The sequence below is a fragment of the Streptomyces sp. NPDC026575 genome, assembly GCF_055567415.1.
On sequence record NZ_JBVHQM010000020.1, the window covers coordinates 52,668 to 78,628 of the forward strand.

General features: G+C 71.2%; 28 protein-coding genes and 4 tRNA genes. 6 read left to right on the top strand and 26 right to left on the bottom strand.

Going from position 1 to position 25,961, the window contains the following annotated elements; all coding sequences use genetic code 11:
* Positions 1-56: 56 nt before the first annotated feature.
* The 7 genes from rplJ to ACZ4NB_RS26235 all read right to left on the bottom strand — a co-directional run bounded on the left by rplJ (position 57) and on the right by ACZ4NB_RS26235 (position 4,752).
* Complete coding sequence (gene rplJ / locus ACZ4NB_RS26205; RefSeq protein ID WP_467665264.1) at positions 57-584, bottom strand: 50S ribosomal protein L10; 528 nt, start codon at positions 582-584, stop codon at positions 57-59.
* Positions 585-900: 316 nt separating this feature from the next.
* Positions 901-1,755 (bottom strand): SCO4651 family lipoprotein, encoded by an 855-nt coding sequence (locus ACZ4NB_RS26210; RefSeq protein ID WP_467665266.1) that lies wholly within the window; start codon positions 1,753-1,755, stop codon positions 901-903.
* A 152-nt stretch (positions 1,756-1,907) separates the two neighbouring features.
* Positions 1,908-2,624, bottom strand: coding sequence for a 50S ribosomal protein L1 (gene rplA, locus ACZ4NB_RS26215; RefSeq protein ID WP_467665268.1), 717 nt, complete (start codon positions 2,622-2,624; stop codon positions 1,908-1,910).
* Positions 2,625-2,705: 81 nt separating this feature from the next.
* Positions 2,706-3,140 (bottom strand): 50S ribosomal protein L11, encoded by a 435-nt coding sequence (gene rplK, locus ACZ4NB_RS26220; RefSeq protein WP_016571043.1) that lies wholly within the window; start codon positions 3,138-3,140, stop codon positions 2,706-2,708.
* Between the two features lie 174 nt (positions 3,141-3,314).
* Positions 3,315-4,208, bottom strand: a complete 894-nt coding sequence (gene nusG, locus ACZ4NB_RS26225; RefSeq protein WP_467665270.1) for a transcription termination/antitermination protein NusG — start codon at positions 4,206-4,208, stop codon at positions 3,315-3,317.
* 73 nt (positions 4,209-4,281) lie between these two features.
* On the bottom strand, positions 4,282-4,578 hold the full coding sequence (gene secE / locus ACZ4NB_RS26230; protein ID WP_384429860.1) for a preprotein translocase subunit SecE: 297 nt from the start codon (positions 4,576-4,578) through the stop codon (positions 4,282-4,284).
* A 101-nt stretch (positions 4,579-4,679) separates the two neighbouring features.
* Positions 4,680-4,752: transfer RNA gene (locus tag ACZ4NB_RS26235), tRNA-Trp, on the bottom strand.
* Between the two features lie 183 nt (positions 4,753-4,935).
* Between ACZ4NB_RS26235 and ACZ4NB_RS26240 the strand changes: the two genes are divergently transcribed.
* Positions 4,936-6,171 carry a pyridoxal phosphate-dependent aminotransferase gene (locus ACZ4NB_RS26240; RefSeq protein ID WP_393487386.1) on the top strand — a complete coding sequence of 412 codons (1,236 nt, stop codon included), beginning with the start codon at positions 4,936-4,938 and terminating at the stop codon, positions 6,169-6,171.
* A 135-nt stretch (positions 6,172-6,306) separates the two neighbouring features.
* Complete coding sequence (locus tag ACZ4NB_RS26245; RefSeq protein WP_467665273.1) at positions 6,307-7,383, top strand: adenosine deaminase; 1,077 nt, start codon at positions 6,307-6,309, stop codon at positions 7,381-7,383.
* Positions 7,384-7,458: 75 nt separating this feature from the next.
* On the opposite strand, the gene ACZ4NB_RS26250 is transcribed toward ACZ4NB_RS26245, so the two are convergent.
* The 6 genes from ACZ4NB_RS26250 to ACZ4NB_RS26275 all read right to left on the bottom strand — a co-directional run bounded on the left by ACZ4NB_RS26250 (position 7,459) and on the right by ACZ4NB_RS26275 (position 10,007).
* Positions 7,459-8,523: a UDP-N-acetylmuramate dehydrogenase gene (locus tag ACZ4NB_RS26250; protein WP_467665275.1), complete on the bottom strand. Its 1,065-nt coding sequence runs from the start codon at positions 8,521-8,523 to the stop codon at positions 7,459-7,461.
* A gap of 64 nt (positions 8,524-8,587) precedes the next feature.
* Positions 8,588-9,022 carry a MaoC family dehydratase gene (locus ACZ4NB_RS26255; RefSeq protein WP_467665277.1) on the bottom strand — a complete coding sequence of 145 codons (435 nt, stop codon included), beginning with the start codon at positions 9,020-9,022 and terminating at the stop codon, positions 8,588-8,590.
* A 1-nt stretch (position 9,023) separates the two neighbouring features.
* Complete coding sequence (locus ACZ4NB_RS26260; RefSeq protein WP_393487381.1) at positions 9,024-9,476, bottom strand: FAS1-like dehydratase domain-containing protein; 453 nt, start codon at positions 9,474-9,476, stop codon at positions 9,024-9,026.
* Between the two features lie 84 nt (positions 9,477-9,560).
* A complete protein-coding gene (rpmG, locus tag ACZ4NB_RS26265; RefSeq protein ID WP_006604855.1) occupies positions 9,561-9,725 on the bottom strand; it encodes a 50S ribosomal protein L33 in 165 nt (54 codons plus the stop codon).
* Between the two features lie 88 nt (positions 9,726-9,813).
* A tRNA-Met gene (locus ACZ4NB_RS26270) sits at positions 9,814-9,886 on the bottom strand.
* Positions 9,887-9,934: 48 nt separating this feature from the next.
* Positions 9,935-10,007 (bottom strand) — tRNA-Thr (locus tag ACZ4NB_RS26275).
* A 182-nt stretch (positions 10,008-10,189) separates the two neighbouring features.
* Between ACZ4NB_RS26275 and ACZ4NB_RS26280 the strand changes: the two genes are divergently transcribed.
* Together ACZ4NB_RS26280 and ACZ4NB_RS26285 are read left to right on the top strand one after the other, a co-directional pair.
* Entirely contained in the window at positions 10,190-11,452 is a 1,263-nt protein-coding gene (locus tag ACZ4NB_RS26280) for an amidohydrolase family protein (RefSeq protein WP_467665279.1), read from the top strand.
* A 90-nt stretch (positions 11,453-11,542) separates the two neighbouring features.
* Positions 11,543-12,205 (top strand): NAD(P)H-binding protein, encoded by a 663-nt coding sequence (locus tag ACZ4NB_RS26285; protein WP_467665281.1) that lies wholly within the window; start codon positions 11,543-11,545, stop codon positions 12,203-12,205.
* 98 nt (positions 12,206-12,303) lie between these two features.
* Here the strand turns inward: ACZ4NB_RS26285 and ACZ4NB_RS26290 are convergent.
* Positions 12,304-12,385, bottom strand: a tRNA-Tyr gene (locus ACZ4NB_RS26290).
* 190 nt (positions 12,386-12,575) lie between these two features.
* Between ACZ4NB_RS26290 and ACZ4NB_RS26295 the strand changes: the two genes are divergently transcribed.
* Together ACZ4NB_RS26295 and ACZ4NB_RS26300 are read left to right on the top strand one after the other, a co-directional pair.
* Positions 12,576-13,064 carry a YajQ family cyclic di-GMP-binding protein gene (locus ACZ4NB_RS26295; RefSeq protein WP_467665283.1) on the top strand — a complete coding sequence of 163 codons (489 nt, stop codon included), beginning with the start codon at positions 12,576-12,578 and terminating at the stop codon, positions 13,062-13,064.
* A gap of 148 nt (positions 13,065-13,212) precedes the next feature.
* Positions 13,213-13,953 (top strand): antibiotic biosynthesis monooxygenase, encoded by a 741-nt coding sequence (locus tag ACZ4NB_RS26300; protein ID WP_467665285.1) that lies wholly within the window; start codon positions 13,213-13,215, stop codon positions 13,951-13,953.
* Between the two features lie 16 nt (positions 13,954-13,969).
* On the opposite strand, the gene ACZ4NB_RS26305 is transcribed toward ACZ4NB_RS26300, so the two are convergent.
* The 12 genes from ACZ4NB_RS26305 to ACZ4NB_RS26360 all read right to left on the bottom strand — a co-directional run bounded on the left by ACZ4NB_RS26305 (position 13,970) and on the right by ACZ4NB_RS26360 (position 25,793).
* Positions 13,970-14,362: a YccF domain-containing protein gene (locus ACZ4NB_RS26305; protein ID WP_467665287.1), complete on the bottom strand. Its 393-nt coding sequence runs from the start codon at positions 14,360-14,362 to the stop codon at positions 13,970-13,972.
* A gap of 133 nt (positions 14,363-14,495) precedes the next feature.
* The gene (gene htpX / locus ACZ4NB_RS26310; protein WP_467665288.1) at positions 14,496-15,362 is read right to left on the bottom strand and encodes a zinc metalloprotease HtpX; all 867 of its coding nucleotides are present in this window, start codon (positions 15,360-15,362) and stop codon (positions 14,496-14,498) included.
* A 229-nt stretch (positions 15,363-15,591) separates the two neighbouring features.
* Positions 15,592-17,145 (bottom strand): NADH-quinone oxidoreductase subunit N, encoded by a 1,554-nt coding sequence (locus ACZ4NB_RS26315; protein WP_467665290.1) that lies wholly within the window; start codon positions 17,143-17,145, stop codon positions 15,592-15,594.
* Positions 17,145-18,785: a complex I subunit 4 family protein gene (locus ACZ4NB_RS26320; RefSeq protein ID WP_467665292.1), complete on the bottom strand. Its 1,641-nt coding sequence runs from the start codon at positions 18,783-18,785 to the stop codon at positions 17,145-17,147. The genes ACZ4NB_RS26315 and ACZ4NB_RS26320 overlap by 1 nt, the downstream gene beginning before the upstream one ends.
* Positions 18,786-18,883: 98 nt before the next feature.
* Positions 18,884-20,881: an NADH-quinone oxidoreductase subunit 5 family protein gene (locus ACZ4NB_RS26325; protein WP_467665294.1), complete on the bottom strand. Its 1,998-nt coding sequence runs from the start codon at positions 20,879-20,881 to the stop codon at positions 18,884-18,886.
* Positions 20,878-21,249, bottom strand: coding sequence for an NADH-quinone oxidoreductase subunit NuoK (gene nuoK, locus ACZ4NB_RS26330; RefSeq protein ID WP_467665295.1), 372 nt, complete (start codon positions 21,247-21,249; stop codon positions 20,878-20,880). Before nuoK ends, ACZ4NB_RS26325 begins: the two co-directional genes overlap by 4 nt.
* Positions 21,249-21,863, bottom strand: a complete 615-nt coding sequence (locus tag ACZ4NB_RS26335) for an NADH-quinone oxidoreductase subunit J family protein (protein ID WP_467665297.1) — start codon at positions 21,861-21,863, stop codon at positions 21,249-21,251. Before ACZ4NB_RS26335 ends, nuoK begins: the two co-directional genes overlap by 1 nt.
* Positions 21,860-22,456 (bottom strand): NuoI/complex I 23 kDa subunit family protein, encoded by a 597-nt coding sequence (locus ACZ4NB_RS26340; protein ID WP_467665299.1) that lies wholly within the window; start codon positions 22,454-22,456, stop codon positions 21,860-21,862. Before ACZ4NB_RS26340 ends, ACZ4NB_RS26335 begins: the two co-directional genes overlap by 4 nt.
* Complete coding sequence (locus ACZ4NB_RS26345; protein ID WP_467665301.1) at positions 22,456-23,421, bottom strand: complex I subunit 1/NuoH family protein; 966 nt, start codon at positions 23,419-23,421, stop codon at positions 22,456-22,458. Before ACZ4NB_RS26345 ends, ACZ4NB_RS26340 begins: the two co-directional genes overlap by 1 nt.
* A gap of 73 nt (positions 23,422-23,494) precedes the next feature.
* Positions 23,495-24,745, bottom strand: a complete 1,251-nt coding sequence (locus ACZ4NB_RS26350) for an NADH-quinone oxidoreductase subunit C (protein ID WP_467665303.1) — start codon at positions 24,743-24,745, stop codon at positions 23,495-23,497.
* Positions 24,742-25,401, bottom strand: a complete 660-nt coding sequence (locus ACZ4NB_RS26355) for an NADH-quinone oxidoreductase subunit B (protein ID WP_467665305.1) — start codon at positions 25,399-25,401, stop codon at positions 24,742-24,744. Before ACZ4NB_RS26355 ends, ACZ4NB_RS26350 begins: the two co-directional genes overlap by 4 nt.
* Positions 25,392-25,793 (bottom strand): NADH-quinone oxidoreductase subunit A, encoded by a 402-nt coding sequence (locus ACZ4NB_RS26360; protein ID WP_467665307.1) that lies wholly within the window; start codon positions 25,791-25,793, stop codon positions 25,392-25,394. Before ACZ4NB_RS26360 ends, ACZ4NB_RS26355 begins: the two co-directional genes overlap by 10 nt.
* Positions 25,794-25,961 lie beyond the last annotated feature (168 nt).

Below are 25,961 nucleotides of genomic sequence, written 5' to 3' on the forward strand. Positions count from 1 at the left end.
TACAGGGCCCGCTACGACCGTCGCCTCACGCGGCGACGATCACTGCGCGAGCCGAATTACTCGGCACCGCCCTGCTCGGCCTGCTTGGCGCGAAGCGCGTCCACGGTGCGGACGAGCTTCGACGGGAGCGCCTGGAAGAGCGAAGCAGCCTGGGACTGCTTGCCCTTCATGGCACCCGCCAGCTTGCTGAGCAGAACCTCGCGGGACTCAAGGTCCGCAAGCTTCTTGATCTCGTCGGCGGACAGCGCCTTGCCGTCAAGGACACCGCCCTTGATGACGAGAGCGGGGTTCTCCTTGGCGAAGTCACGAAGACCCTTCGCCGCCGTGACCGGGTCACCGGTCACGAAGGCGACAGCGGTCGAGCCCTTGAGGTGCTCGTCCAGCTGAATCCCGGCCTCCTTGGCCGCGATCTTGGTCAGCGTGTTCTTCACCACACGGTACTGAGCGTTCTCGCCGAGAGAACGACGCAGCTCCTTGAGCTGTGCCACAGTCAGTCCGGTGTAAGAAGTCACAACAGCTGCGTTGGATTCACGGAGCTTCTCAGTGATCTCCGCAACGGCTGCGTTCTTGTCAGACGTCGCCATGAGCCTCGGCCTCCTTCCGGGTGATGAGGACCGCGCAGAAGGGGCTGGGCAAAACAAACGCCCCGGCGCAGGCGCACGGGGCGAGACTCGACCAGGCATACACCCGGGAGTTCTTCCACATTCACACCTGCGCAGGCCGTCCGCAGCTAGCGGATCCTTCGGCCACCGCACATCCGTGGTCGGACGCACAGAGACAACCAGCGGTCTTTGGCTTCGCGGATACGTTACGGGAGCGGCCCGCGTCAGGCAAATCGGCCGGGAAAGGGCGGCGGGCGCCCCTCCCGGCCGACGGGCCGAACGTGCGTGTTGCCGCGCGTTACGGCTGGGAGACCTTGTCGAAGTCCACGGTGTCACCGGCCGGCGGCTCGGTCACCGTGACCTTGGTGCCGTAGTCCGAGTAGTAGACCGTCGAGTCGAAGGTGGTGGCACCACCGGTCATCTGCTCGCGCTTCTTGACCAGCAGGTTGTCCGAGCTGATCCACAGATCGATGGTCTCGTTCTGCGTGCCGGCCGCCTTCAGCTGCGCCTCCAGCGCCTTCAGGTCCTGCTCGCTGATGCTCTTGGACTGCATGCGCGTCAGCTCGGACACCGAGAGCGTGCCGGTGTAGTGGGTCGCCTGGACGCCGCGGACGTCCTCCTTGCCGGCTTCCTTGACCTTGCCCGAGGCGATCAGCAGCTGCATCGCGCGGTTCGGGTTGTTGTTGTTCATCTGGTCCTTGAGCAGCGCGCCGGCCGGACCCATCTTCTTCGCGAGGGCGTCGTAGTCGTACTTCACCCAGTTCTTGCCGCCCACCGGCATCCCGGCGGCGCCCATGTTCATGAACATCGCGGTCGGCGTGTACAGCGCCTTCATGGGCTTGCCGGCCACCGGGGACTGCCCGCCGGACTGCGTGATGTCGACGTCCATCCGCATGCCGTCGGACCAGTCCATCGCACCCTTCATCGTCTGGGTGGACGGGCCGTTCTTGACCTCGCCGTCGACCTTGGCGGACTTCTTGCCGTCGGTCTGCTCCGAGGCGGTCTTCAGCGAGGCCAACGCCGCCTCCAGCGGCGACTTGTCCGATCCGCCGCCGCTCCCGCCGGCGTTGTCGCCCTTGCCGCCGTTACAGGCGGTCAGACCGGCGACCATGACGACTCCCGCCACCACGGCGGCCATACGCGTGCTGCGCACTGGGACTCCCCCTTTAAATCTCCCTTATGGAACTCGGGGACGACCTTAGACCAGAGGAGTGACACCGCATGCGTCAGGCCCCGTTCTCCTGGCCGGAGAACGGGGCCTGACGGCGATGTGCGCGCGCTACGAGGCGTCGTCGATCAGGAAGATCAGACGGCCTCGTCCTCGACGAGGAGGTTGCGGGTGCGGTTGGCGTCCAGCGGGATGCCGGGGCCCATCGTGGTGGTGATGGTGGCCTTCTTGATGTAACGGCCCTTGGCGGCGGACGGCTTGAGGCGGGTGATCTCCTCCAGCGCCGCGGCGTAGTTCTCCACCAGCTTGGTCTCGTCGAAGGAGACCTTGCCGATGATGAAGTGGAGGTTCGCGTGCTTGTCCACGCGGAACTCGATCTTGCCGCCCTTGATGTCGGTGACAGCCTTGGCGACATCCGGGGTGACGGTGCCGGTCTTCGGGTTCGGCATCAGACCACGGGGACCGAGCACGCGGCCGAGGCGGCCGACCTTGCCCATGAGGTCCGGGGTGGCGACGACGGCGTCGAAGTCCAGACGGCCCTTGGAGACCTCGTCGATGAGCTCGTCCGAGCCGACGATGTCGGCGCCGGCGGCTTCCGCGGCCGCAGCACGGTCACCGGTCGCGAAGACCAGGACCCGGGCGGTCTTACCGGTGCCGTGCGGGAGGTTCACGGTGCCACGGACCATCTGGTCGGCCTTGCGCGGGTCGACGCCCAGACGCATGGCAACCTCGACGGTCGCGTCGAACTTGGCGGACGAGGTGTCCTTGGCGAGACGGACGGCCTCGAGCGGGGCGTACAGACGCTCCCGGTCGATCTTCGCGTCCGCGTTGCGAAGAGTCTTGCTGCGCTTCACTTCTGCTCCTGATGCAGTGGGTGGAGTCGTGGTGCGGACCAGCGCCTGGTCCTGCCACGGGGTGCCGAAAGGGGGCTGGGATCAGCCCTCGACCGTGATGCCCATGGAGCGGGCGGTGCCGGCGATGATCTTCGACGCGGCGTCCAGGTCGTTGGCGTTCAGGTCGGGCATCTTGGTGGTGGCGATCTCGCGGACCTGCGCCTCGGTGATCTTGGCGACCTTGGTCTTGTGCGGCTCGCCGGAGCCCTTCTCCACGCCCGCGGCCTTCAGGATGAGCTTCGCGGCCGGCGGAGTCTTGGTGACGAAGGTGAAGGAGCGGTCCTCGTAGACCGTGATCTCCACCGGCACGACCATGCCACGCTGCGACTCGGTCGCGGCGTTGTAGGCCTTGCAGAACTCCATGATGTTGACGCCGTGCTGACCCAGCGCGGGGCCGACCGGCGGAGCCGGGTTTGCGGCACCGGCCTGGATCTGGAGCTTGATAAGCCCCGTGACCTTCTTCTTCTTGGGAGGCATGCTCTCTCCGGGTCCTAGTGAGAGGTGTTTCGCCATTCCACCCGGTCATCCGGATGGAGGCATACCGCACAACGATAACGGGTATAGCGGTGCGGCCAAAAACCGAGCAGGTCAGACAGGCCGCGAAGGGCCCGTCCGACCTGGTCGGAAGACTGGAACTGGGACCGCTCGGGGTCAGTTCTTCTGGATCTGGTCGAAGGAGAGCTCGACCGGGGTCTCCCGGCCGAAGATCTCCACCAGACCCTTGACCTTCTTCGAGTCGGCGTTGATCTCGTTGATCGTGGCCTGCAGCGTCGCGAACGGACCGTCGGTGACGGTGACGGAGTCGCCCACCTCGAAGTCCAGGACCTGGACCTCGACCTTGCGGGACGGCGCCGGCTTGCCCTCGGCCGCGGCTGCCTCCTTGGCGGCCTTCTCCTCGGCCTCCGGGGCGAGCATCTTGACGATCTCGTCCAGCGTCAGCGGGTAGGGGTCGTAGGCGTTGCCGACGAAGCCGGTGACACCCGGGGTGTTGCGGACGACGCCCCAGGACTCGTTCGTCAGGTCCATGCGCACCAGGACATAGCCCGGGAGCTTGTTCTGGCGGACGGTGCGGCGGTCGCCGTTCTTGATCTGGACGACCTCTTCCTGCGGCACCTCGGCCTGGAAGATGTAGTCCTCGACGTTCAGCGAGACGGCGCGCTGCTCAAGGTTGGTCTTCACGCGGTTCTCGTAACCCGCGTACGTGTGGATGACGTACCACTCGCCGGGCAGGCCGCGCAGCTCGTCGCGGAGGGCGGCCACCGGGTCGACCGGCTCCTGCTCCTCGGCGGTCTCGTCCTCGGCCTCCTCGGCGGCGGCCTCGTCCTCGTCCTCGACGTGCACCGCGGCCTCTTCGGCGGGCTCGCCGGCGGCGGCGTCCTCGGCGTCGAGCTCGTCGACGTCGTCGGCGTTCTCGACGATCTGACGCGCGCCCTCTTCGTCAATGCTTGCAGCGTCGCCCTCGACCTCGGCCGGGGCAGCCGCGTCAACGTCGGCCGCTGCCGTCTCGGCGGAGTCTGCGGCGTCGTTCAGGTTCGGGTCAGACACTGTGGCTGCTTCTTCCTGGCTTCAAGGGGTTGAACATGCGAAACGGGCGCCCGCGTAGGCGCCCTCCGCGGGATCAGCCGAAGACGTACCCGACGACTCGGTTGATTCCCAAGTCAATCACGGTTACGAGACCGATGATGATGACAACGAAGACGATCACCACACTGGTGTACGTCGACAACTGGCTACGCGTGGGCCAGACAACCTTGCGGAGCTCCGCGACGATCTGGCGGTAGAAGAGCGCGAGACGCGCGAAGGGGCCCTTCTTGCCGCGCTTGCCGCCGCGACGGGGCTTCTTCTGGGACTCCGAGGCGTCGTCCTCGGAACGACCACGCTCAGGCATGTCGATGGAGCCCAGGGCGTCCGTCACTCGTCCTCACCTGAATCCGGGTCGTGGCCGTGCCGCGCCCGGTGGAGCTGCACGGCGGTGCATACGTACGCGTGCACGCACTGCGGTGAGAGTGCGTGTAGCAGGGCCGGAGGGACTTGAACCCCCAACCGCTGGTTTTGGAGACCAGTGCTCTACCAATTGAGCTACGACCCTTTGTGGTTCCCCCAACCTACCGCATGCGGCCGACTGCACTAGGTGCATGCGCCGCGGCGACCTGTTGGGAGCCAACGGTCAGCGAGTGTACGTGGTTCCGGGCCGGGCGTCGAACACGATTGTCCCGGTGGTGCCCCGCAAACCCGTGTGCCGGGCTCGTCGGGGGTCTGCAACGATGCATGTATGAGCGCTGCAACCCCTTCCGCATCGTCCCCCACCGACCGTCGGGTATCGGCCCGCGTCGGTTCGATCTCCGAGTCCGCGACCCTGGCCGTCGACGCCAAGGCCAAGGCCCTCAAGGCCGCCGGACGCCCGGTGATCGGCTTCGGCGCCGGTGAGCCCGACTTCCCCACGCCCGACTACATCGTCGAGGCGGCGATCGAGGCATGCCGCAACCCGAAGTACCACCGCTACACCCCGGCCGGCGGCCTCCCCGAGCTGAAGTCCGCGATCGCCGCGAAGACGCTGCGCGACTCCGGCTACGAGATCGAGGCCGCGAACGTCCTGGTGACGAACGGCGGCAAGCAGGCCATCTACGAGGCGTTCGCGGCCATCCTCGACCCGGGTGACGAGGTCATCGTCCCGGCGCCGTACTGGACCACCTACCCCGAGTCGATCCGCCTCGCGGGCGGCGTGCCGGTCGACGTGGTCGCCGACGAGACCACCGGCTACCGGGTGACCGTGGAGCAGCTGGAGGCGGCCCGTACGGAGCGCACCAAGGTGCTGCTGTTCGTCTCGCCGTCGAACCCGACCGGCGCGGTGTACACCCGCGAGCAGGTCGAGGCGGTCGGCCGCTGGGCCGCCGAGCACGGACTGTGGGTGCTGACCGACGAGATCTACGAGCACCTGGTCTACGGCGACGCCGAGTTCTCGTCGCTGCCGGTGGTCGTGCCCGAGCTGCGCGACAAGTGCATCATCGTCAACGGCGTGGCGAAGACCTACGCGATGACCGGCTGGCGGGTGGGCTGGGCGATCGGCCCCAAGGACGTCATCAAGGCCGCCGCGAACCTCCAGTCGCACGCCACCTCCAACGTCTCCAACGTCGCGCAGGCCGCGGCCATCGCGGCGGTCTCCGGCGACCTCACGGCCGTCGAGGAGATGAAGGTCGCCTTCGACCGGCGCCGCAAGACCATCGTGCGGATGCTCAACGAGATCGACGGTGTGCTGTGCCCGGAGCCGGAGGGCGCGTTCTACGCGTACCCGTCGGTCAAGGAGCTGCTGGGCAAGGAGATCCGCGGCAAGCGCCCGCAGAGCAGCGTCGAGCTGGCCGAGCTGATCCTGGAGGAGGCGGAGGTCGCCGTCGTTCCGGGCGAGGCCTTCGGCACCCCCGGCTACCTGCGACTTTCGTACGCGCTGGGCGACGAGGACCTGGTCGAGGGCGTGTCCCGGATCCAGAAGCTGCTGGCGGAGGCCAAGTAGCCGCACACGGTTGTCCGTGAGTGCCCCGAGCGGGCGGCCGGAAGGTGTTCCGGGCCGCCCGCTCGCGCGTTCTTCCGGACACCCCTTCGGGAAAGGCCCTACCGGCGCGCCGCCCGGATGCGGCAAGATCGGCTGATGGAGCCCTTGCCAGGGGGACGTCCCCCGAACCCCACGAGCACTCGTGACCGCGGCCCGGCCGCCGTACGAGACCTGCGCCGGCTGCCGAAGGCCCATCTGCATCTGCACTTCACCGGTTCGATGCGGCCGTCGACCCTGCTGGACCTCGCCGACAAGTACGGCGTCCATCTGCCGGAGGCCCTGCGGGGCGGTGAGCCGCCCAGACTGCGCGCGACGGACGAACGCGGCTGGTTCCGCTTCCAGCGGCTGTACGACATCGCGCGCTCGTGTCTGCGCGCGCCGGAGGACATTCAGCGGCTGGTGCGCGAGGCCGCCGAGGAGGACGTCCGCGACGGATCGCGCTGGCTGGAGATCCAGGTCGACCCGACCTCGTACGCGCCGCGGCTGGGCGGGCTGATCCCGGCGCTGGAGATCATCCTGGACGCGGTGCGCAGCGCCTCGCGGGAGACCGGGCTGGGCATCCGCGTGCTGGTCGCGGCCAACCGTATGAAACACCCGCTGGACGCCCGTACGCTGGCGCGTCTGGCGGTGCGCTACGCCGACCAGGGCGTGGTCGGCTTCGGGCTCTCCAACGACGAACGCCGGGGTCTCGCCCGGGACTTCGACCGCGCCTTCGCCATCGCCCGGGAGGGCGGTCTGCTGGCGGCGCCGCACGGCGGTGAGCTGGCTGGGCCGGCCAGTGTCCGGGACTGCCTGGACGATCTGCACGCCGGCCGGGTCGGGCACGGCGTACGGGCCGCGGAGGACGCCGCGCTGCTGCGCCGGCTGGCCTCGCGCGAGGTGACCTGCGAGGTGTGCCCGGCGTCGAATGTGGCGCTGGGGGTCTACGAGAAGCCGGAGGACGTGCCGCTGCGGACGCTCTTCGAGGCCGGGGTGCCGATGGCGCTGGGCGCGGACGACCCGCTGCTGTTCGGCGCGCGGCTGGCCGCGCAGTACGAGATCGCCCGCACCGCGCACGGCTTCACCGACACCGAACTCGCCGAGCTGGCCCGCCAGTCGGTGCGCGGCTCACGCGCGCCGCAGGACGAGCAGCAGCGGCTGCTGGCGGAGATCGACGGCTGGCTGGCCGGGTAGCGCCCCGGCCGGCCCGTACAGGGCCTTCCGGGGCCGCTCGGGGCCTTGGGGCCCGCCGGGGGCCTTGCGCCGCCGCTAGAGGCTGACGCCGACCGTCACCGGTTCGTTGACGAGCGTGACGCCGAAGGCGGCGTGGACGCCGTCGCGGACCTCGCGGGCCAGCATGAGCAGGTCCTCGGTGGTGGCCGCGCCGCGGTTCGTGAGCGCGAGGGTGTGCTTGGTGGAGATACGGGCCGGGCCGCTGCCGTAGCCCTTGGTGAAGCCGGCGCGGTCGATGAGCCAGGCTGCCGAGGTCTTCACCAGGCCGTCGCCGGCGGGGAAGGCGGGCGGGGCGACATCGGGACCGAGGCGGTCCTGGACGCGCCGCAGGAAGGCGGCGTGCTCGGCCTCGGTGAGGATCGGGTTGGTGAAGAAGGAGCCGGCCGACCAGGTGTCGTGGTCCGCCGCGTCCAGCACCATGCCCTTGCCCGCGCGCAGGGCCAGGACGGTCTCCCGGGCGATGGCGGCCGGGACCCGGTCGCCGGCCTCGACGCCGAGGGCGCGGGCGGTCTCGGGGTACTTCAGGGGTGCGGAGAGGCCGCCGGCGTCCTCCAGGGCGAAGCGCACCCGCAGCACCACGAACCGGTCGGGGTCCGCCTTGAAGCGGCTGTGGCGGTAGGAGAAGCCGCACTCCTCGCCCGGGATCGTGACGGTCTCGCCGGCCCGGCGGTCGTAGGCGACGACCTCGGTGATCGTCGTGGCGACCTCCTGGCCGTACGCGCCCACGTTCTGGATCGGCGTGGCGCCCGCCGAGCCGGGGATGCCGGCCAGGCACTCGACGCCGGCCAGCCCGGCCTCGACCGTACGGGCGACGGCGTCGGACCAGTTCTCGCCCGCGGCGAGCTCCAGGGCCGTGCCGTCCAGCGAGAAGCCGCTGGTGGCGATGCGCAGGGCGGTGCCCTCGAAGCCCTTGTCGCCGATGACGAGGTTGCTGCCGCCGCCGATGATCAGCAGCGGGGTGCCGGCGTCGTCGGCCGCGCGGACGGCGGCGATCACCTCCTCGTCGGTGGTGGCCGTGACGAGGCGGGTCGCCGGGCCGCCCAGCCGGAAGGTGGTCAGCGGGGCGAGGGGGGCGTCGTGTTCTACGTGGCGTTCCTGCACGCGCCCAAGGGTACGGGGGCGGTCCGACAGTGCCGTCCGGCCGCCCCCTGCGTCCGCCGCCCGCTCAGGCGAGGCGGACCACCGCACGGGCCATACCCAGCACCTTCTTGCCGGCGCTTATCGCGGTGAGGTCGACCCGGACCGTACGGGCGTCGTCGTCGAGCTTGGCCGCCACCTTGGCGCCGACCTCGATCAGCGCGCCTTCGTCGTCGTTGGGGACGACGACGGGCTTGGTGAAGCGCACGCCGTACTCGGCGACCGCGCCGGGGTCGCCGGTCCAGTCGGTGACCACCCGGATCGCCTCGGCCATGGTGAACATGCCGTGGGCGATGACGTCCGGCAGGCCGACCTCCTTGGCGAACTTCTCGTTCCAGTGGATCGGGTTGAAGTCGCCGGAGGCGCCCGCGTAGCGCACGAGTGTGGCGCGGCTCACGGGAAAGGTCTGCGCCGGGAGTTCGGTGCCGACCTCGACATCGTCGTAAGAGATCTTCGCGGTCATCTCAGGCCTCCTCGGCGCGACGGGACACCAGCTTGGTGAAGGCGGTCACGACATGCTCGCCCGCCTGGTCGTGCACCTCGCCGCGGATGTCGATGATGTCGTTGCCCGCCATCGTCTTGACGGCCTCGATAGTGGAGGTGACGGCCAGTCGGTCGCCGCTGCGCACCGGCCGGGTGTAGGCGAACTTCTGGTCGCCGTGCACCACCCGGCTGTAGTCCAGGCCCAGTTGCGGATCCTCGATGACCTGCCCCGCCGCCTTGAAAGTGATCGCGAACACAAAAGTCGGCGGCGCGATCACATCGGGGTGACCGAGGGCCTTGGCCGCTTCGGCGTCGGTGTAGGCAGGGTTGGGGTCACCGATCGCCTCGGCGAATTCGCGGATCTTTTCCCGGCCGACCTCATAGGGGTCGGTGGGCGGGTACGTGCGTCCGACAAAAGACTGGTCGAGCGCCATGGGCTCGCAACCTCCGTGTACTGATGGTGATAACGCCGTGAGGCCGCCCCCAGAATGGGGACGGCCTCACGAACGAGCCTGGTGTTATCGCGTCTCGCGGTGCGCGGTGTGCGAGTTGCAGCGCGGACAGTGCTTCTTCATCTCAAGACGGTCCGGGTCGTTGCGCCGGTTCTTCTTGGTGATGTAGTTCCGCTCCTTGCACTCCACGCAGGCCAGCGTGATCTTCGGGCGGACGTCGGTGGCAGCCACGTGAGTGCTCCTTGACGGACGGATGGACGGATGAACGCAGAAAAGAGTAGCCGATCGAAGGACCGACCCCACAATCGGCTACTGTCAGTAGCGGTGACCGGACTTGAACCGGTGACACAGCGATTATGAGCCGCTTGCTCTACCGACTGAGCTACACCGCTGCGATGCGGGAAGTCCCTCGCCCGAAGGCGAGGTGCCTCTCACATCAGAGCCCCAATACGGAATCGAACCGTAGACCTTCTCCTTACCATGGAGACGCTCTGCCGACTGAGCTATTGGGGCGAGCGATGAAGACATTACACGGCCCGCCGCCAAACGTGAAATCCGTATCCGGGCCGCGCCCCAACGGCCCCGCGCACCACACCGGTACGACTATTTCGCGCCTGCGCGAAGCTCCCCCGGCGGCGCCCTAGTCTCGGAGGCACGCTGCGTGATCTTGCACGCCCGGGCCTTCGAGGAGCGCGATGTCCGACAGCAGTCCGCCGCAGCCCCAGCCGGGAAGACCCGGCAACCCCGGACGGCACACCAGGTCGGACGGCGGTTCGCTGGTCCTGTGCGGCGCCCGGCTCGCCGACGGCCGCACGGTGGACGTACGCCTCGGAGACGGGCGCATCGAGGCCGTGGGGACGGCCGGCAGCCTCTCCCTCCAGGGCGCCCGCCTCGACCTCTCCGGCTACCTGCTGCTCCCCGCCCCCGCCGAGCCGCACGCGCACTGCGACACCGCCCTGACCGCGGACTGCGACGGCCCCGCCTCCGGCTCCCCCGAGGACGTCCAGCGGCGGACGACCGAGGCGGCGCTGCTGCAGCTGGGGCACGGCGCCACCGCCTCCCGCAGTCACGTCAGGATCGGCGACGTACAGGGGCTGCGGTCCCTCCAGGCGGTGCTGCAGGCCCGCAGGTCGCTGCGCGGGATGGCCGATCTGGCGGCGGTCGCGGTGCCGCGGGTGCTGACCGGGGTGGCCGGGGCGGACGGCCTGTCGATGCTGCGGGACGCGGTGAAGATGGGCGCCTCGGTCATCGGCGGCTGCCCGGACCTGGACCCCGATCCGGCCGGCTATGTCGAGGCGGTGCTGGAACTGGCCGACGAGCACGGCTGCCCGGTGGACCTGCACACCGATGGCGACGATCCGGCCCGGCTGGCCCGCTTCGCGGCGATGTCCGGGGGCCTGCGGCCGGGCGTCGCCCTCGGCCCGTGCGCCGGGATGACCCGGATGCCGCGCAGCGTGGCGGCCCGGGTCGCCGAGCAGCTGGCGGCGGCGGACGTCGCGGTGGTCTGCCTGCCGCAGGGCGACTGCGCGGGCCTGGAGCGGTACGGCTCGCGGGTGGCGCGGCCGGCTCCCGTGCGGCTGCTGCGGGCGGCCGGGGTGCGGGTGGCGGCCGGCAGCGGGGCGCTGCGGGACGTGGCGAACCCGGTGGGGCGCGGCGACCCGTTGGAGGCCGCGTACCTCCTGGCGTCCCTGGGCGAGGCCACGCCGGAGGCGGCGTACGAGTCGGTGAGCGCGGCGGCGCGGGCGACGCTGGGGCTGCCGGAGGTGCGCGTGGAGGCGGGTTTCCCCGCGGAGCTGCTGGCGGTGCGCGGCGAGCGGATCGCCGGGGTGCTCTCGCTGGCGTACAGCCGGATCGTGATCCACCGGGGGCGGGTGGTCGCCCGTACCAGCGCGGTGCGCGAGTACTGCGACGCGACGGGAGAGGTGGCGCTGGAGCTGCCGCGGCAGTCGCAGCGCTGAGCGCCGGCGGGGCGGCCCGGCGGCCAGAAGGAGCCCCTCGTGCGGCCGGTCCCGCGCTGCGCGGCGGCCCTTCGGCGTACGGTCGGGATCATGCGCATTGTCATCGCAGGTGGACATGGTCAGATCGCGCTGCGGCTGGAGCGGTTGCTCGCCAAGCGCGGGGACGAGGTCGCGGGCATCATCCGCCGGACGGAGCAGGCCGGCGACGTACTGGCCGCCGGGGCCGAGCCGGTGGTCTGCGATCTGGAGTCGGCGTCGGTGGAGGACCTCGCCCGGCACCTGGAGGGCGCGGACGCGGCCGTCTTCGCGGCGGGCGCCGGGCCGGGCAGCGGCATCGCCCGCAAGGACACCGTGGACCGGGGCGCGGCGGCGCTCTTCGCGGACGCGGCCGAGGCGGCGGGCGTCCGCCGCTTCCTCGTGATCTCCGCGATGGGCGCGGACCGCGAGCCCCCCGAGGGCACCGACCCGGTCTTCGCGGCCTATCTGAAGGCCAAGGGCGCCGCGGACGCGGACGTACGGGCCCGCGCCGGACTGGACTGGACGATCCTGCGGCCGGGCCTGCTGACGGACGAGCCCGGAACGTCCCTGGTGGCCCTGGCCGACGCCACCGGACGCGGCGCGGTGCCCCGCGACGATGTGGCGGCAGCTCTCGTGGAGCTGCTCGACGAGCCGGGCACCATCGGCCGGACGCTGGAGCTGATCGGCGGCGAGGTGCCCGTGGCGGAGGCGGTGCGGGCGGTGGCGCAGCGCTGAGCGCCGCGGCCGCGGGGTCTTCGCGGCGCCCGCGGGCCCGGCGCACGGAAAAGGCCCCTGAGTCGTATTGCTACAACTCAAGGGCCTTTTCACACCTGTGGCGGCGCCAGGATTCGAACCTGGGAAGGCGAAGCCGGCAGATTTACAGTCTGCTCCCTTTGGCCGCTCGGGCACACCGCCAGGGTTTGCTGCCGGGAGACCCGCTTTGGGGCGGTGCTCCGTGGCAACGACGTAAACCATACCCGATGGCTGGGGGTGGTTCGCCACTCGATTCCGGAGCGCTGGATCTTGGCCGGGTGGCTAGGCTTGGCAGGCGGTCCGGGCACGGTCCGCACCCCTGACGGATCTAGGTACGAGGAGCCAACTCAACATGGCCGACTCCAGTTTCGACATCGTCTCGAAGGTAGAGCGGCAGGAGGTCGACAACGCCCTCAACCAGGCCGCCAAGGAGATCTCGCAGCGCTACGACTTCAAGGGCGTGGGCGCGTCGATCGCGTGGTCGGGCGAGAAGATCGAGATGCGGGCCAACGCCGAGGAGCGGGTCAAGGCCGTACTCGACATCTTCGAGACCAAGCTGGTCAAGCGCGGGATCTCGCTGAAGGCGCTGGACGCCGGCGAACCGCAGGCCTCGGGCAAGGAGTACAAGATCTCCGCCTCCATCGAGGAGGGGATCTCGCAGGAGAACGCGAAGAAGGTCGCCAAGATCATCCGCGATGAGGGCCCCAAGGGCGTCAAGGCGCAGGTACAGGGCGACGAGCTGCGGGTCAGCTCCAAGAGCCGGGACGACCTGCAGGCGGTGCAGCAGCTGCTGAAGGGCAAGGACCTGGACTTCGCCATCCAGTTCGTGAACTACCGGTAGCAGCCCGGCCTCCGGGTGCCATGGATGGGGCGGTGCGCTGCGGTGTGCCGCCCCACCGGCTTTGGGGGCGCCCGTAGAAGGCCCTGCCGGCGGGCGGCCTTACGGGAGTGCTTGACCTCAACCGCGCTTGAGATTGCAGTCTCCCGGCATGACTTCTCTTGACGCACAGCGCAGCGCCGCCCCGGTGAACGGTCCCGGGGACGGCTTCGCCACGGATGTCTTCCCGCAGATCCGGCGGCCGGACGCCGGGACGGTACTGATCAGCGAGTGGGACGCCGGCAGCCCCGAGGGGCAGCGGGCCGTCCTGGACGGCGTCGCCCGGGCCTGGGAGGAGGCACCGCTGCCGGCCGGCTTCCTGTCACGGGTGCTGTTCGCCGGGACGGACGGGCGCAGCGTGCTCAACTACGCGCAGTGGACGAGCGACGCGGCACACCGGGAGTTCGTACGGAGCGAGGACACCGGGCTGGGCGAGCGGGTCGCGGCGGCGCTCAAGGCGGTGGGGGACGTCGGCGCTTCCGGGCCCACCCGCTACCGGCTCTACCGCAGCATGCTGCCCCAGGGGGAGCCGGCGGCGCCGGGCTGCGTCGTACGCGTCGCCTTCCGCACGACGGGGCACGACGCCGCGCGGGGACTCGTCGACGGTCTGCTGGACCGGCTCGGCGGGGTGCAGCCGGGCGAGGGCGGGATCGGCTCGCACTTCCACATCAGCGAGGACGGCACACGGGTCGTCAACTACAGCGAGTGGACGGACCCGGAGTCGCACGCCCGGCAGATCGGCACCAGCCTCCAGGCCGGCGGTCCGGTGATGAGCTTCATCACGAGCCTGCCGGGGGTCGAACCGCTCGGGTTCCGGCGGTATGCGACCCCCAGGGGGCTCGTACGGGTGTGACGCGGAGCCCCTGGCGTCAGCGGGTGGCGAAGGGCTGGTCGGTGGGCACGATCTCCCGTCCCAGGGGCAGCAGGGACAGCGGGATCATCTTGAAGTTGGCGATGCCGAAGGGGATGCCGATGATCGTCACGCACAGGGCGATGCCCGTGACGATGTGCCCCAGGGCCAGCCACCAGCCCGCGAAGACGAACCAGATGACGTTGCCGATCGCCGAGCCGGCGCCGGCGTCGTGCCGGACGACCGTCGTACGGCCGAAGGGCCACAGGGCGTAGCCGGCTATCCGGAAGGACGCGATGCCGAAGGGGATCGTGATGATCAGGATGCAGCAGACGATGCCCGCGACCACATAGCCGAGCGCCAGCCAGAAGCCGCTGAGGATCAGCCAGAGGACGTTGAGGAGGGTTTTCATGATCGGCAGCCTTCCACGGGCACGGCACAGAACGTAACTGCTCTGCTAGACGCACCGAACCTGGTGAAACGTTGCCCTCATGATGCGACGGGGCGGAAGGGACGGCCACCCGCCCCGTAAGGCGCCCGGGGCCTCACCGGCCGTGGTGGCCCGCCATCTCTTCGAGGCGGCTGATCCGCTCGCGCATCGGGGGGTGCGTGGAGAAGAGCCGGGACATGCCGCCGCCGGCGCGGAAGGGGTTGGCGATCATCATGTGGCCGGCGGTCTCCAGCCGGGGCTCGGGCGGGAGCGGGAGCCGCTGGGTGCCGGCCTCCAGCTTGCGCAGGGCGGAGGCCAGGGCGAGCGGGTCGCCGGTGAGCTGTGCGCCCGAGGCGTCCGCCTCGTACTCGCGGGAGCGGCTGACGGCCAGTTGGATCAGCGAGGCCGCGATCGGCCCGAGGATCGCGACCAGCAGCATGCCCAGGAGGCCGGGGCCCTCGTCGTCGTCGGAGCGGCCTATGGGAATCAGCCAGGCGAAGTTGACCAGGAACATCACGACCGAGGCCAGTGCGCCGGCGACCGAGGAGATCAGGATGTCGCGGTTGTAGACATGGCTGAGCTCATGGCCGATGACGCCGCGCAGCTCGCGCTCGGTCAGCAGCTGGAGGATGCCGTCGGTGCAGCAGACCGCGGCGTTGCGCGGATTGCGGCCGGTGGCGAAGGCGTTGGGCGCCTGGGTCGGCGAGATGTACAGCCGCGGCATCGGCTGGCGGGCGGTCGTCGAGAGCTCGCGGACCATCCTGTAGAGCTGCGGGGCCTCGAACTCGCTGACGGGGCGGGCCCGCATGGCCCGCAGGGCCAGCTTGTCGCTGTTCCAGTACGCGTAGGCGTTGGTGCCCAGGGCGACGAGGACGGCGATGATCAGGCCCGTACGGCCGAAGAGGCTGCCGATGACGATGATGAGTGCGGACAGCCCCCCAAGGAGGACGGCGGTCCTGAGCCCGTTGTGCCGGCGGTGCACGGTACGCCCTCCAAACGGTGCGGCAGGGGAACCCTGTGCCTTGTTGCTCCACTCTCCAGTGGACCCTTACGCACTGGTCAACGCGAGATGAACGAGGCTGGTTCCCCGGCGCGCGGACCGTGGGGCCGGGCGGGGCATGACGGTGCGCGGCGTGGTGCCCTACCGCCGTACGGGTGGGCGGAAGGCCGTAGGGGGCCCGTGCGGGTCCGCTACGGCTCGCGGCGGGCCGTCAGAGCAGCGCCACGGAAGCGAAGCGCAGGACGAGCTGCGGAGCGCCGGAGAGGGCCACGCCGAGGACGGCGGCCAGGGCGATGGCGGTGGCGAGGGGGCCCGGGATCCTGGCGCGGGACGGCTCCGCGGCCCGGGGGGCCTCCACCGCCCCGGTGCCTTCGGCACCCTCGGCCTCCTTCGCGCCCCGGAAGAGCACCGCGGTCCACTGCAGGTAGTAGTAGAGCGCGATCACGACATTGACGGCCATGACGACGGCGAGCCAGGCCAGCCCCGCGTCGACGGCCACGGCGAAGACCGTGACCTTGGCGAACAGGCCGATGATGCCCGGCGGCAGACCGGCGAGGCAGAGCAGGAAGAAGCCGAGCGCGAGCGCCGCCAGGGGACGCCGGGCGTACAGGCCCCGGTAGTCGGCGATGCGGTTGGCCGGGCTCGTACGGGCCACCAGGGCGGCGACGGCGAAGGCGCCGAGGTTCACGGCCGCGTACATCAGGGCGTAGGCCACCGTGGAGCCGATGGCGCGCGCCGGATCGTGGACGTATCCGGCGGCCGCGAGGGGGACCAGGAGGTAGCCGGCCTGGCCGACCGAGGACCAGGCGAGCAGGCGTACGGCGCTGTGCGCGCGCCGCGGGTCCTGGCGCAGGGCCGCGACGTTGCCGACGGTCATGGTGAGCGCGGCGAGGACGGCGAGCGCCGGGCCCCAGACATCCGCGTACGCGGGGAAGCCCTGGACCGTGACGAGGATCAGACCGGAGAAGCCGACCGCCTTGCCGACCACGGAGAGGTAGCCGGCGATGGGCAGCGGTGCGCCGACGTAGGTGTCCGGCACCCAGAAGTGGAACGGGGCGGCCGCGGTCTTGAAGGCGAAGCCGACCAGGGTGAGCGCGACGCCGGCGCTCGCCAGGGTGGCCAGGCGCGGGTCGGGGAGGTCGGCCAGGCCGCTCGCCACCCGGGAGAGGTGCAGGCTGCCGGTGGCGGCGTACAGGAAGCTCACGCCGAGCAGCATCACGGCGGTGGCGGCCACCGAGGACAGGAAGAACTTCAGCGCCGCCTCGGAGGAGAGCCGGTCGCCGCGGCGCAGCCCCACGAGGGCGAAGGCGGGCAGCGAGGCCACTTCGAGGGCGATGACGAGGGTGGCGAGGTCCCTGGAGGCGGGCAGCAGGGCGGCGCCGGCGGCCGAGGACAGCAGCAGGAACCAGTACTCGCCGGTGGGCAGGTCGTGGTCCTTGATGGTGTCGATGGACAGCAGAGCCGTCAGCAGCGCCCCGCCGAGCACCAGGAACTGGATGACCAGGGTGAACGGGTCGGCCACGTAACTGCACACATCGGGATGCCCCGGGAGGCAGAAGGTGCGGCGGTCGCCGTTCAGGAGCGGCAGCAGCGCCAGCGCGCAGAGGGCGAGGCCGGCCGTGGCGATCCAGCCCAGCAGCGGCTTGCGGGCCGCCGGGAGGAAGAGGTCGGCGACGAGCACCACCAGGGCGACGGCCGCGGCGAGGGTGGGCGGCGCGATGGCGAGCCAGTCGACGGACTGGACCAGTGAGGTGACCGAGCTCATCACTTACCGCCTCCGAGGAGCTGCTGGACGGCCGGGTCGGTGAGGCCGAGGAGGGCCGCGGGCCACAGTCCGGCGAGGACGGTGAGGACGGCGAGGGGGCTCCAGGCCGCGTACTCGTAGCGCGCGATGTCGGGGATGACGGGGGCCGCGGCCGGTGCGGGGTCCGCGGGGGCGGTGTCGTCCGGGTCGCTCCCGTCGCCCAGCGGGGCGGTCGGTGCGAGGTGCGGGGTGCCGCCCATGCAGACGCGGCGGACGACGAGCAGCAGGTACGCCGCGGTCAGCAGGGTGCCGAGGCCGGCCAGCACCATGAACGTCAGGAAGGCGGGGCGGCTCAGGCCGGCGGCCGGCCGGAAGGCGCCGAACATCGCGAGCATCTCGCCCCAGAAGCCGGCCAGGCCGGGGAGGCCCAGCGAGGCGACGGCCGCGAAGGCGAGCAGCCCGCCGAAGCGGGGCGCCTTGCCGTAGAGGGCGGCGCCGGTCGTGCCGGCGAGGGTGTCGAGGTCGGTGCTGCCGTAGCGGTCCTTGAGGGCGCCGACCAGGAAGAACAGCAGGCCGGTGATCAGGCCGTGGGCGATGTTGGCGAACAGTGCGCCGTTGACCCCGGTGGGCGTCATGCTGGCGATGCCGAGCAGTACGAAGCCCATGTGGCCGACGGAGCTGTAGGCGATCAGGCGCTTGAGGTCGCCCTTGGCGCCCTTGCGCACGAGGGCGAGGCAGGCCAGTGAGCCGTAGATGATGCCGACGGCGGCCAGCGCGGCCAGGTACGGGGCGAAGGTGTGCATGCCCTCGGGAGTGATGGGCAGCGCGATCCGCACGAAGCCGTACGTGCCCATCTTCAGCAGGACGCCGGCCAGCAGCACCGAGCCGACGGTGGGGGCGGCGGTGTGCGCGTCGGGCAGCCAGCTGTGCAGCGGCCACATCGGGGACTTGACGGCCAGTCCGATGCCGATCGTGAGCACCGCGAGCAGCTGGACCGTGTGGCTGAGCTGGGCTTTCGGGCCGTTGTCAGTGGCGAGTGCCACCATGTCGAACGTGCCGGATTTCACGCCGATGAGGAGGAGGCCGAGCAGCATGACGACCGAGCCGAGCAGCGTGTAGAGGATGAACTTCCAGGCCGCCGCCTGCTTTTCCGCACCGCCCCAGCGGGCGATGAGGAAGTACATCGGGATGAGGACCATCTCGAAGGCGAGGAAGAAGAGCATCAGGTCGAGGACGGCGAAGGTCGCGAGGGTGCCGGCCTCCAACGTGAGCAGCAGGGCCACGAATGCCTTGGGAGACGGGCCCGCCGGCATGTGGAAGTAGCTGTAGAGCGCGCAGAGGAAGGTCAGCAGCGCGGTCATGACGACAAGGGGGAGCGAGATGCCGTCGACGCCGAGGTGGATACGGATGTCGAGCGCCGGGATCCAGCTGATGTCGGTGGTGGCCTGCATACGGGCCGGGTGAGCGTGGTCGAAGCCGGCTGCCAGCGCGATCGTGGCGGCCAGCACGACACCGGTGACGGTCACGCCGTGGCGCAGTACGGCCTGGTCGGGGTCCTTGCCCTTCAGTCCGGGCGGTGCCGGGAGCAGCGCGGCGAGCGCGCCGACGAGAGGCAGGACGACGGTCCCCGCGAGGAGCAGCTGCAGAGCGGTGTGGTTCACGGGTCAGGCCCTCCTCAGGGGTTCGGCTCCGGCGAGGCAGGCCACGAGGGCTGTCGGCTGGGGGTGCGGGGTTCGGCCCCCGGTCAGTGGCGGCACGGTCAGGCTCCCGTGCCGGTGGCGACGAGGACGGCGGCGACGGCCAGGACGAGCGAGCCCGCGAGCAGCGCGCCGAGGTAGGTCTGCACGTTCCCGGTCTGGGCGCGGCGGACGGCGGCGCCCAGCAGGCGGGGTGCGGTGCCGGCGCCGCGGACGTAGGTGTCGACGACCTCGCGGTCCAGGAAGCGGACCAGCGTGGCGGCGGCGCGTACGGGCCGGACGAAGAGGGCGGAGTAGACGGCGTCGAGGTGGAAGCCGACGGCCGCGTGGCGGTGCAGCGGGCCGAGCAGGAGGCGGCCGGGGTCGGCGGGGTCGGCGGCGCCGGAGACGCTCCCGTAGACCGGGGCGTGGGTGGCGATCGCGGTCTCCTCGGCGAGCCCGGGGGCGGCGTCCGGGGCGGTGACGACCGCACCGATGGGGGTGCGGGCGGCGAGGGCGCTGGTGTGCCGCCAGGTGGCGTAGGTGACCAGGCCGCCGATGAGGGCGAGTCCGGTGCCCAGGACGGAGGTGGTCAGGGTCGGGGCGAGCGAGCGCCCGTCGAACCATTCGGGCAGCAGGGGGGCGGCGAGACCGAGCGCGAGGGTGGGCACGAAGAGCACCCACAGGACGGCGTTCATGACGACCGGCTGCGGGCCGTGGTCGGGGGCTTCGACGCCCTTGCCCTTGAAGGCCAGCAGCCACAGGCGGGCGGCGTAGGCCGCGGTGAGGAGGGCGGTGAGCAGTCCGGAGACCAGTACGGTCCAGCCGGCGGCGCCGGGGATGGCGGGTGCCTCTCCGGTGGCGGCGTGCTCGGCGGCGCCCAGAACGGCTTCCTTGGAGAAGAAGCCGGCGAACGGCGGGACGGCGGCGAGGGCGAACAGCGCGACGGTGACGGTCCAGTACGCGTCCGGGATACGCCGGGCCAGGCCGCTCATCCGCGACATGGCGGCCAGCGAGTTGGTGCCCGCGGCGTGGATGATCACGCCCGCGCCGAGGAAGAGGAGGGCCTTGAACGCACCGTGCGTCAGGAGGTGGAAGACGGCGGCGCCGCGGTCGCCGACGGCCAGCGCACCGAGCATGTAGCCGAGCTGACCGACCGTCGAATAGGCCAGGACGCGCTTGATGTCGTCCTGGGCCAGCGCGGCCAGTCCGGAGCCGACCATGGTGATCGCGGCCATGACGGCGAGTACGACCAGCGCGGCCGCGGAGGCCGCGAAGACCGGGAGGAGACGGGCCACGACATAGACACCGGCCGCCACCATCGTCGCGGCGTGGATCAGCGCGGAGACCGGCGTCGGGCCGGCCATCGCGTCCGGGAGCCAGGTGTGCAGCGGGAACTGCGCGGACTTGCCCGCGACCCCGCCGAGCAGCAGCAGCGCGATCAGCGTCGGGTGGTCCAGGCCGCCGTTGGCGACGGAGCCGAGGATGCCGGTGATGTTGAAGGTGCCGGCGTCGGCGGCCAGCGCGAAGATGCCGAACAGGAAGGGGACATCGCCGAGCTTGGTGACGAGGAATGCCTTGAGCGAGGCGGCGCGGGCGGTCTCGGTCTCCCAGTAGTGGCCCACCAGGAAGTAGGAGCAGATGCCCATGACTTCCCAGCCGACCAGCAGCATCATCAGGTCGCCGGTGTAGACGACCACCAGCATCGCGGAGGTGAAGAGCGAGACCAGCGCGGCGTAGGAGGGGTAGCGCGGATCGTCGCGCAGATAGGCGGTGGAGTAGATCTGCACACAGGTCGCCACGACACCGACCAGGACGGCGATCAGCGCGGCGAAGCCGTCGATGTGCAGGGCCAGGTCGATGGGGACCGAGCCGGTCGGGGTGAGCTGGGTGGCGACGTCGGTGGCCGGTCCGCCGCCCTGCCCGACGGCGACGACCACGGTGAGCACGGCCGCGGCGAGCGTCGGCAGCACGGCCAGCGGCCGTACGAAACCGGGCGTACGGCGCCCCAGGAGGAGGCCGGCGACGGCCCCGAGGAAGGGCAGGAGGGGAACGAGAACGGCGGTGGTCGTGAGCGTCACGCGGTGGCCTCCGCCTTGGTGTCCGGCTGCGGGGTCCCGTCCGCGGCGTCCGCCCCGGCCGGCTGCTCGGCGAGGTCGCGGAGCCGGTCGATGTCGGAGCTGCCGCGGTTGCGGTAGACGAGCAGCACGATCGCCAGGCCGATGCCGATCTCGGCGGCGGCGATGGCGATGGTGAAGAGGGTGAGCGCCTGGCCGGCGCGCAGGGTGTCGCGCAGCCAGACGTCGAAGGCGACGAGGTTGAGGTTGACGGCGTTGAGCATCAGCTCGACGGACATCAGCACCAGGATGGCGTTGCGGCGGGCGAGCACGCCGTACAGACCGGTGCAGAAGAGGAGGACGGCGAGGACGGCCGGATAGGCGAGATGCATCAGCGCTGCTCCTCTCGCGGGGCGGGGGCACCAGAGGCACTGTTCCTCAGCGCCGCCGCCGGGGCCCGGCCCTCGCCGCCCTTGCGGGACAGCACGATCGCCCCGACGAGCGCGGCGAGCAGCAGCACCGACAGCGCCTCGAAGGGCAGCACCCAGTACTGGAAGAGGCCGCGTCCGGAGACTTCGGTGGAGCCCTGGGCGGCGCCGTCGAGGTTGATCCAGGTGGCGCGGAAGGCATCGACGACGACCCAGACCAGGGCGCCGGCCGAGGCGAGGGCCACCACGAGCGCGGCCCAGCGGTTGCCCGAATCGGCGTCCGGTGAGCGGCCGATGGGGGCCTTGGTGAGCATCAGCCCGAAGAGCAGGAGGACGACAACGGAACCAACGTAGATCAGCACCTGCACCCAGGCGATGAACTCGGCCGTGAGCAGGAGGTATTCGACGGCGACCCCGCCGAGGGCGACGACCAGCCAGAGGGCGGCGTGCACCAGCTGCCGGGTGGTGACGGTGACCAGGGCCGCGCCGAGGGTGGCGATACCGACCAGGACGAAGGCGATCTCGACACCGGTGGGCGAAAGGAAGCCGTGGCCTGCGGCGGTGGCGGCGAGCGTCACGCTTCCTCCCCTGGGGTCTTCGGTGGTTCCTGGTCCTGGGCCGCGGCGGCCTGCGCCTCGGCTTCCGCCTCCTGCTGGGCGGCGAGCTTGTCCGCTGCCTTACGGGCGGCGGCGATCTCCTTGGGCTCCTCGGCGGCCGGGTCGAGCGCCGGCGGCTCGGGCACCGTCCACATCCACTCGCGGAGCTTGTCGCGCTCATGGGTCAGTTCGCGGATGTCGGTCTCGGCGTACTCGAACTCCGGCGACCAGAAGAGCGCGTCGAAGGGGCACACCTCGATGCAGATACCGCAGTACATGCACAGCGCGAAGTCGATCGCGAAGCGGTCCAGCACATTGCGGCTGCGCTCGCGGCCTCCGGGCGCGGCCGGCGGCACCGTCTCCTTGTGGGAGTCGATGTAGATGCACCAGTCCGGGCACTCGCGCGCGCACAGCATGCAGACCGTGCAGTTCTCCTCGAACAGGCCGATGACGCCGCGGGTCCGGGGCGCCAGGTCGGGCTGGACGTCCGGGTACTGCGCGGTGACCGACCGCTTCGTCATCGTCCGCAGGGTGACGGCCAGGCCCTTGGCGAGGCCGCTGCCGGGAATACCCATTACGAGATCACCACCTTCACTACGCCGGTGAGGGCGATCTGGGCGAGCGCGAGCGGGATCAGGACCGTCCAGGCGAGCTTTTGCAGCTGGTCCTCGCGCAGCCGCGGGTAGGTCACCCGCAGCCAGATGACGCCGAAGGCGAGGATCACGGTCTTCAGCAGCGTCCACAGCCAGCCCAGGCCGTCGGCGCCGAACGGGCCGTGCCAGCCACCGAGGAAGAGCACCGAGGTCAGCGCGCAGAGCACGACGATGCCCGCGTACTCGGCGAGCAGGAAGAGGGCGAAGCGCAGTCCGGTGTACTCGGTGTACGCGCCGAAGATGATCTCCGAGTCGGCGACCGGCATGTCGAACGGTGGGCGCTGCAGCTCGGCGAGCCCCGCGGTGAAGAAGACCACCCCGCCGACGATCTGCCACGGCAGCCACCACCAGTGGAATGCCTCGACGATGCCGGGCAGCGAGAGCGTGCCGGCGGCCATCGCGACCGACGCCGCGGCCAGCAGCATCGGCAGCTCGTAGGCGAGCAGCTGCGCGGCCGTCCGCAGACCGCCCAGGAGCGAGAACTTGTTCGCCGAGGCCCAGCCCGCCATCAGTGAGCCGAGCACGCCGACACCCATGACGGCGAGGACGAAGAAGATCCCGGCGTCCAGTTCCTGTCCGACGGCGTTGTGCGGCCCTATCGGGATCGCGACCAGCACCAGGAGGTAGGGCAGCAGGGCGACGGCGGGCGCGAGCTGGAAGATCCGCCGGTCGGCACCGGCCGGAACGATGTCCTCCTTCTGCGCGAACTTCACACCGTCGGCGACGAGCTGCGCCCAGCCGTGGAAGCCGCCCGCGTACATCGGACCGAGGCGGCCCTGCATATGGGCCATGACCTTGTGCTCGGTCTGCCCGATGACCAGGGGGAACACCAGGAACACGGCGAAGACGGCGACGAGGCGCAGCGCGATGTCGAGGGCGTCGCTCATGCCGACACCTCGCTTCGCTCAGCCCCGCATGCGCGAGGCGCGCACCTCTCCACGATCCGCTCGCTGCGCTCGCTCATGGGGTGTCGCCTCCTGCCGGGTCTTGGGGGGTGCCCTGGTCAGGGCGGGGCTCGGGCGCGGGCTCGGGCTGTTGGACCGGGGCGGTCCGCGGCTCGGCCGCGTCCTTCGGCTCCGGGGCCGGCTCGGCCTCCCCCTCGGGCGCGGACTGCTGCTGCGGCTCCGCCGTGCGCTCCGGCTCCGCCTCGCGCTCCGGCTCGTCGAAGGCCGGGCGCGCGTGGTGCCACGGCGCGTCGGAGGTACGCGGTGCGGCCGCCTCGGGGGCCTTCGCCGCCGGGGCCTGCTCGGGCTCGGCCGCCTCCGCCGCCGCGCGCTGCTGGCTCGCCGAACCCTCGCCGGCCGAGCGCGTACGGCGGGCCGGGCGCTCCGGCCGTCCCGTGGGCGCCGGGGCCGCCGGTGTCTCCGCGGTCGCCGGGGCCTGCGGGGTCGCCGGGGCCTGCGGGGTCGCCGGGGCCTGCGGGGTCGCGGCCCCCTCCCCCGCGGCCTGCTGGCTGGCCGAACCCGCGCTCGCGGTCCGGGTACGCCGCGCCGGGCGCTCGCCCGCGGCGGCACCGGCCGCGCGGGCACCGCCCGCCGCCCGCGCACCCCGCGCCGGGCGCGCGGGCGCCGGCGGCAGCTGGCCCTTCAGCGGGCCCCACTCGTTCGGGTCCGGGACGCCGGGCGGCAGCATCTGGCGGCGCTTGGGCCCGCCGTGTTCGGACTCCCCCGGCTCCTTGGCGCCCGGCCACGCCTTGGCGACCCGCGCCGCCAGCACGAAGTCCTTGCGCAGCGGGTGCCCCTCGAAGGACTCGGGGAGCAGCAGCGGTACGAGGTGGGGGTGGCCGGTGAAGTCGACGCCGAACATCTCGTGGGTCTCGCGCTCGTGCCAGCCCGCGCCCGCGTAGACGCCGACGGCGGTGGGCAGCGCGGCCGCCTCGTGCGGCACCGTCGTGCGCACGATCAGCCGCCGGACGGTCCCCGGGCGGGCGACGTCCGCGAGGTGTGCGCAGATCCGGAAGCCGGTGCCGGGCTCGTCGACGGCGCTCAGCCAGTCGAAGTAGCTGCAGCCGAGGTCGTCACGGGCCGCGGTCAGCGCGGTCAGCCAGCCGTCCACCGGGACGTCGACGGTCAGCAGGTCGTACGCCAGCTCCGCCGTGGCCCCGGCGCCGAAGATCTCGCTCGCGGGCCGCGGCAGCCAGCCGACCACGGGCTCGGCGGCGGGCTGCTCGGCGGTCTCCGGCTGCTCGGGCTGGTCCGGCTGCTCGCTCATCGGGGCTCCTCCCCCGGTGCCGTCGGCTCCCCCGCCGGCTTCGGGGCGGGCGGTGCGACCAGCCCGCTGCGCAGCGCGGCCGCGGAGGGCCGGGCGGCGCCCTTGGCGTACCGCTCCCCCAGCGACTCGCGGGCGATCTTCTCCTGGAGCTTGAGGATGCCCTGAAGCAGCGCCTCCGGCCGCGGCGGGCAGCCCGGTACGTACACATCGACCGGGATGATCTGGTCGACGCCCTTGGTGACCGAGTACGAGTCCCAGTAGGGACCGCCGCAGTTGGAGCAGGCCCCGAAGGAGATGACGTACTTGGGCTCGGGCATCTGCTCGTAGAGCCGCTTGACCGCGGGCGCCATCTTGTCGGTGACGGTGCCGGAGACGACCATCAGGTCGGCCTGGCGCGGGCCGGGCGCGAAGGGGATCACGCCGAGCCGGATGAAGTCGTGGCGCGCCATGGAGGCGGCGATGAACTCGATGGCGCAGCAGGCCAGGCCGAAGTTGAAGACCCACAGGCTGTACCGGCGGCCCCAGTTGAGGACCACCTTCATCGGTTCGGGCGCGAGCCGGGCCAGGGTGCCCAGGCGCCGCGGCTCCGGCAGGAACTCGGGGGCGGCGCCCTCGGGTGCGGCTGCCGAGCCGTTGGAGGCGGGGGTCACGTCCATTCCAGGACGCCCTTCTTCCATGCGTAGAGCAGGCCGACGGCGAGGAAGCCGAGGAAGATGAACATCTCCACGAGCGTCGCGCCGCCGAAGCCGGGGGCGGCGAAGACCGTCGCCCAGGGGAACAGGAAGATCGAGTCGACGGCGAAGATGACGTAGAGGAAGGCGTAGACGTAGTAGCGGACCTGGGTGTGCGCCCAGCCCTCGCCGACCGGGTCCACGCCGCACTCGTACGTCAGCAGCTTCTCGGGCGTCGGAACGGCAGGGCGCAGCAGCCGCCCGGCCCCGAAGGCCACGGCGACGAAGAGCACACCGACCACGGCGATGAGCCCCACGACCGAATAGCCCTGGAAATAGTCCGCGGCGATGGTGGTGCGTACGGTCGCGTCCGCCACGTCCGCCCCTCGCTCCCTGACTGCGCTTGTTCAACGACTTCGACGATCTGTACGGACCGGAGTCTAGGCCCTGTCAGGCCCGTCCGAGCAGCCGAGTCGTCGCCGACGGTGAGCTTGTCCGTACTTCGCCCTACCTGGGCGGGAGGCAGCGTAGACATCCCGCGCGGT

Coding starts and splice junctions, on each gene's coding strand:
- ACZ4NB_RS26355 (WP_467665305.1), bottom strand. CDS start 25,401: ATGGACGTGACCCCCGCCTCCAACGGCTCGGCAGCCGCACCCGAGGGC.
- ACZ4NB_RS26280 (WP_467665279.1), top strand. CDS start 10,190: ATGTCCGACAGCAGTCCGCCGCAGCCCCAGCCGGGAAGACCCGGCAAC.
- ACZ4NB_RS26315 (WP_467665290.1), bottom strand. CDS start 17,145: ATGAGCTCGGTCACCTCACTGGTCCAGTCCGTCGACTGGCTCGCCATC.
- ACZ4NB_RS26260 (WP_393487381.1), bottom strand. CDS start 9,476: ATGGCGCTCGACCAGTCTTTTGTCGGACGCACGTACCCGCCCACCGAC.
- ACZ4NB_RS26255 (WP_467665277.1), bottom strand. CDS start 9,022: ATGACCGCGAAGATCTCTTACGACGATGTCGAGGTCGGCACCGAACTC.
- ACZ4NB_RS26245 (WP_467665273.1), top strand. CDS start 6,307: ATGGAGCCCTTGCCAGGGGGACGTCCCCCGAACCCCACGAGCACTCGT.
- ACZ4NB_RS26350 (WP_467665303.1), bottom strand. CDS start 24,745: ATGAGCGAGCAGCCGGACCAGCCCGAGCAGCCGGAGACCGCCGAGCAG.
- ACZ4NB_RS26340 (WP_467665299.1), bottom strand. CDS start 22,456: ATGGGTATTCCCGGCAGCGGCCTCGCCAAGGGCCTGGCCGTCACCCTG.
- ACZ4NB_RS26295 (WP_467665283.1), top strand. CDS start 12,576: ATGGCCGACTCCAGTTTCGACATCGTCTCGAAGGTAGAGCGGCAGGAG.
- ACZ4NB_RS26300 (WP_467665285.1), top strand. CDS start 13,213: ATGACTTCTCTTGACGCACAGCGCAGCGCCGCCCCGGTGAACGGTCCC.
- ACZ4NB_RS26240 (WP_393487386.1), top strand. CDS start 4,936: ATGAGCGCTGCAACCCCTTCCGCATCGTCCCCCACCGACCGTCGGGTA.
- nuoK (WP_467665295.1), bottom strand. CDS start 21,249: ATGCATCTCGCCTATCCGGCCGTCCTCGCCGTCCTCCTCTTCTGCACC.
- ACZ4NB_RS26285 (WP_467665281.1), top strand. CDS start 11,543: ATGCGCATTGTCATCGCAGGTGGACATGGTCAGATCGCGCTGCGGCTG.
- ACZ4NB_RS26305 (WP_467665287.1), bottom strand. CDS start 14,362: ATGAAAACCCTCCTCAACGTCCTCTGGCTGATCCTCAGCGGCTTCTGG.
- rplK (WP_016571043.1), bottom strand. CDS start 3,140: ATGCCTCCCAAGAAGAAGAAGGTCACGGGGCTTATCAAGCTCCAGATC.
- rplJ (WP_467665264.1), bottom strand. CDS start 584: ATGGCGACGTCTGACAAGAACGCAGCCGTTGCGGAGATCACTGAGAAG.
- ACZ4NB_RS26345 (WP_467665301.1), bottom strand. CDS start 23,421: ATGAGCGACGCCCTCGACATCGCGCTGCGCCTCGTCGCCGTCTTCGCC.